This window comes from Bradyrhizobium sp. P2_E8 (genome assembly GCF_056403875.1).
Genome location: NZ_JBFUES010000675.1, coordinates 1 through 4,316 on the forward strand (window position 1 = coordinate 1; position 4,316 = coordinate 4,316).

General features: G+C 66.0%; 4 protein-coding genes. 1 reads left to right on the plus strand and 3 read right to left on the minus strand.

Annotated elements, in window-relative coordinates:
• The 3 genes from poxB to AC1D00_RS29285 form a co-directional block, all read right to left on the minus strand.
• Positions 1–1,524 (minus strand): ubiquinone-dependent pyruvate dehydrogenase (gene poxB / locus AC1D00_RS29275; protein ID WP_477013060.1); only part of this gene is annotated, 1,524 nt, incomplete at its 3' end.
• A gap of 80 nt (positions 1,525–1,604) precedes the next feature.
• Entirely contained in the window at positions 1,605–2,237 is a 633-nt protein-coding gene (locus tag AC1D00_RS29280; RefSeq protein WP_027547118.1) for a 2-dehydro-3-deoxy-6-phosphogalactonate aldolase, read from the minus strand.
• A gap of 14 nt (positions 2,238–2,251) precedes the next feature.
• On the minus strand, positions 2,252–3,166 hold the full coding sequence (locus AC1D00_RS29285; protein ID WP_404558759.1) for a 2-dehydro-3-deoxygalactonokinase: 915 nt from the start codon (positions 3,164–3,166) through the stop codon (positions 2,252–2,254).
• A gap of 216 nt (positions 3,167–3,382) precedes the next feature.
• Between AC1D00_RS29285 and AC1D00_RS29290 the strand changes: the two genes are divergently transcribed.
• Positions 3,383–4,316, plus strand: a 934-nt coding sequence (locus AC1D00_RS29290) for an LLM class flavin-dependent oxidoreductase (RefSeq protein WP_477013061.1), incomplete at its 3' end; no start/stop codon positions are given.

The following is a 4,316-nucleotide window of genomic DNA, read 5'->3' on the forward strand; positions in this document are numbered from 1 at the left end:
GTCCTCGACACGCTTCGCGAAGATCCCCATCGCGCGCGCCATCGCCGCGAAATCGGGGTTTTGCAGGTCGACATTGGTGTCGACGAAGCCGGCGGCTTTCATCTCCAGCGCGACGAAGCCGAGCACGCCGTTGTTGAAGACGACGACCTTCACCGGCAGCTTCATCTGCGTCAGCGTGATCAGATCGCCCATCAGCATGGTGAAGCCGCCGTCGCCCGAGAGCGAGATCACCTGACGGCCGGGCTGCGAGGCCTGCGCCCCGATCGCCTGCGGCATCGCGTTGGCCATCGAGCCGTGCACGAAAGAGCCGATCAGCCGGCGTCGACCGTTCATCTCGAGATAGCGCGCCGCCCACACCGTGGGCGTGCCGACATCGGCGGTGAACACGGCATCCTCGGACGCATGCTCGCTGATGACCTTTGCGAGATATTGCGGATGGATCGGCTTGCTGCCGGGGGTGCCCCTGGCGAGCGAGTCCAACCCTTCGCGCGCCTTCCTGTAATGCGCAGCGGCATCGTCGAGATGCTTGCGCTGCGTCTTCGTCTTCAACAGCGGCAGCAGCGCCTCGATGGTCAGCTTGACGTCACCGACGAGGCCAAGGTCGATCTTGCAGCGCCGTCCCAGATTTTCCGGGCGGATGTCGATCTGCGCAATCTGGCAGTCGGTCGGGAAGAACTGCTTGTAGGGGAAATCGGTGCCGAGCATCACCAGCGCGTCGCAGGCATGCATGGCGGCATAGCCGGAGGAGAAGCCGATGAAGCCGGTCATGCCGACATCGTAGGGATTTTCGTATTCGACGTGCTCCTTGCCGCCGAGCGCATGCACGATCGGGCTCTTCAAGGCTTCCGCAAGCTGCATCAACGGGGCATGCGCGCCGGCGCAGCCACGGCCGCAGAACAGCGTGATGCGCTCGGCACCGTTCAGGAGGTCGGCCAGCGCCTTCAGCTCATCGGCCGCAGGCACGACCCTCGGCGCCGACAGCGCGAGCCCCCGCGCCGTCGAGAGCGCGCGCTTCGGCGGGGCGCGGAAAGCGACGTCGCCGGGCATGGCGATGACGGCGACGCCGCGCAGGCCCACGGCCGCGCGGATGGCATTCTCGATCACGAAAGGAAGCTGGCTCGCATCCGAGACCAGCTCGCAATAATGGCTGCATTCCCGGAACAGGTTTTGCGGATGGGTCTCCTGAAAATAGCCGCCGCCGATTTCGGCCGACGGAATCTGCGCCGCGATCGCCAGCACGGGGACGCGGCTGCGATGCGCGTCGAACAGGCCGTTGATGAGATGCAGATTGCCCGGGCCGCAGGAACCCGCGCAGACGGCAAGGCTTCCGGTCATCTCGGCTTCACCGGCGGCTGCGAACGCCGCAACCTCCTCGTGCCGGACATGGACCCATTCGATGGTGCCGCGGCGCCGCAGCGCCTCCGTAAACGCATTCAGGCTGTCGCCGACGATGCCGTAGATCCGCTTGACGCCGGCCTGTTCGAGCGTTGCCACGAACAGATCGGCCACGTTGTTGATCGCCATGTCGGTCTCCTGATCTCGCTGGTACGGCAAGATAGGATAATGCGCCACCGTGACGGGATCACGGCTGGTTTATTGCGAGGTCAGTCTTTCGCAATCGCCCGATCGTAGGCCGCGATCGTCACCTTTGCGCGAGCTGCGACATCCGCCGCATTCATGCCGGGCTTGTAGAGGCTGGAGCCGAGCCCGAATGCGGTCACGCCGCCCTTGATATACTCCGCAAAATTCTGGTCGGAGACGCCGCCGACGGCTGCGATCATCACGCCGGCCGGCAGCACCGCGCGAATCGCGGCAATGCCGGACGCGCCGAGCACGCTTGCCGGAAAGAATTTCAGGCCCGATGCACCCGAGCGCGCGGCAAGCAGCGCCTCGGTCGGCGAGAACACGCCCGGCAAGGTCACCATGGCGTACTGATGCGCACGCGCGAGCACCTGCGTATCCACATTCGGCGAGACCATCAGCTTGCCGCCGACGTCATTGAGACGATCGACATCTGCGGTGGTCAGCACGGTGCCGGCGCCGATCAGCACGCCGGCCGGCGCGAGCTTCGCGGCGGTGGCGATCGAGCGGAACGGGTCGGGCGAATTCAGCGGGATCTCGATCGCCGTCATGCCGGCCTCGATCAACACGCTGACGATCGCCTCGGCCTCCTCCGGCTTCACGCCACGGAGGATCGCGACCAGCGGCCGCTGCATCGGGGGAAAGGGAACGCTCATCTCAAGAATCCTTCTTAACTCGTCCAGATGGCCGCGGCTGCCATCGACAGGCCGCGGCGGACGGCTTCATCCGCATCGATCGGCGTCACGATCACCGGCAGCGCGTCGAAGGCGAGCCGGTACAGCATCGCGAGCCGCCCCGAGGCAATCAACGTGACGCCGGCTTTCGGCACGGCGCCGGAGAGACCCGCCGCCAGCTCGACACCGATCAAGGTGCCCGACAGCGTCTCGCGCGCCGCAGCCGGCGTACCGCCGAACAGCAGCTGCCGCGACCGCGCACCGAAGAGGAGATTGGCCGCAAAGGCCGGCGCCTCAAACGCCGCTTTCACCGCAGTCCTGAAGCTCGCCGCATCCTCGGCGTCATCGGCACCGGCGACCGCGAGCGACAGGATCGTCTCGCGCGACACGACGCTGAACAGCTCGCCGGTCATGAAGGTGGAGAAATGCGCGACCGTGCCGTCTTTCACCCGCACCCATTTCGAATGCGTTCCGGGCATGCAGACCAGCGCTTCGCCGGCGGCCGCGAGGCCGAGCGTGCCGAGCAATTGCGTCTCCTCGCCGCGCATCACATCCGGTGCCTTGACGTCGCGCTGCGCGATGCCGGGCAGGATGCGGATATCACGCGCCCCGCCCGGCACGCGCACGGCCTGCTTCAGGATGGCGGCGAGCGGCGCCGGCGTGTCGACATAGCCGGCCTCGACCCAGCCGGTCTTGGCGCCGGCCATGCCGCAGACCAGAACGGGCAGATGATCCGGCGCTTCGACCGCCGCAAGATGCGATTGCAGCACGCCGGCAAATCCGGTCTTGGCCGCCGCCAGCATGCCTTCATCGCTACGGCGCTCGGCCAGGACCCGGCCGACCCGGTCGATCAACCACAGGCGGAAGCTGCTGGTGCCCCAGTCCACCGCGACATAGGCGGGTTCGGTCATCTCAGGTCTCGTCCTCGTCTCGCCGGCAGGACGCCGTCTCGCGACAATGAGACGACGGCCAGCAAATTTGCCCCGGGATATCGGCTATTGCCGCCGCAAACCAGCGTTTTCTCGCAGGTCTGAGACGCCGCCGCGCTGGCACACCGCTTGCTCATGCCTTCCCACTCACATCCGTGAACCGCGCAGCAAGACGCGTCAATTATGGAGAGGAAAGCCATGGAGATCGGCTATTTCACGATGCCTTCGCATCCGCCGGAGTGCGGCCTGAAGGAAGGAAACGACTGGGACCTACAAGTCATGCGCTGGCTCGACGAGCTCGGCTATCAGGAGGCCTGGGTCGGCGAGCACCACACCGCACCATGGGAACCCAATCCCACGCCGGATCTCCTGATCGCGCAAGCCTTGATGCAGACGAAGCGCCTGCGCATCGGGCCGGGCGGCTTCCTGCTGCCCTATCACCACCCGGCCGAGCTCGCCAACCGCGTCGCCATGCTCGACCACATGTCCGAAGGCCGGCTCAATTTCGGCGTCGCGGCCAGCGGCCTGCCGAGCGACTGGGCGATGTTCAACGTCGACGGCATGAGCGGGCAGAACCGCGACATGACCCGCGAAGCGCTGGAGATCATCCTGAAGATGTGGACCGATCCCGCGCCCTGGACCTACAAGGGCAAATTCTGGACGGTGACCAAGCCGGACACGATGTTCGACTTCCTCAAGCCTCACATCAAGCCGCTGCAGGCACCGCATCCGCCGATCGGCGTCGCCGGGCTGTCGAAGAACTCGGACACGCTGAAGCTCGCCGGCGAGCGCGGCTTCATCCCGATGAGCCTCAACCTCAATCCCGCCTATGTCGGCAGCCATTGGGATTCGGTCGAGATCGGTGCGGCGAAGACTGGCCGCAAGCCGAACCGGCAGGACTGGCGGCTGGTGCGCGAAGTCTTCGTCGCCGACACCGACGCGGAGGCCTGGAAGCTCTCGACCGGCGACATGATGGGCCGGATGATGCACGAGTACTTCCTGCCCCTGCTCGGCCATTTCGGCTTCAAGGACTACCTGAAGCACGCGCCCGACGTGCCCGACAGCGACGTCACCGTCGAATATTGCGCCAAGCGGAACTGGATCGTCGGCTCGCCCGCGACAGTCGCCGAGA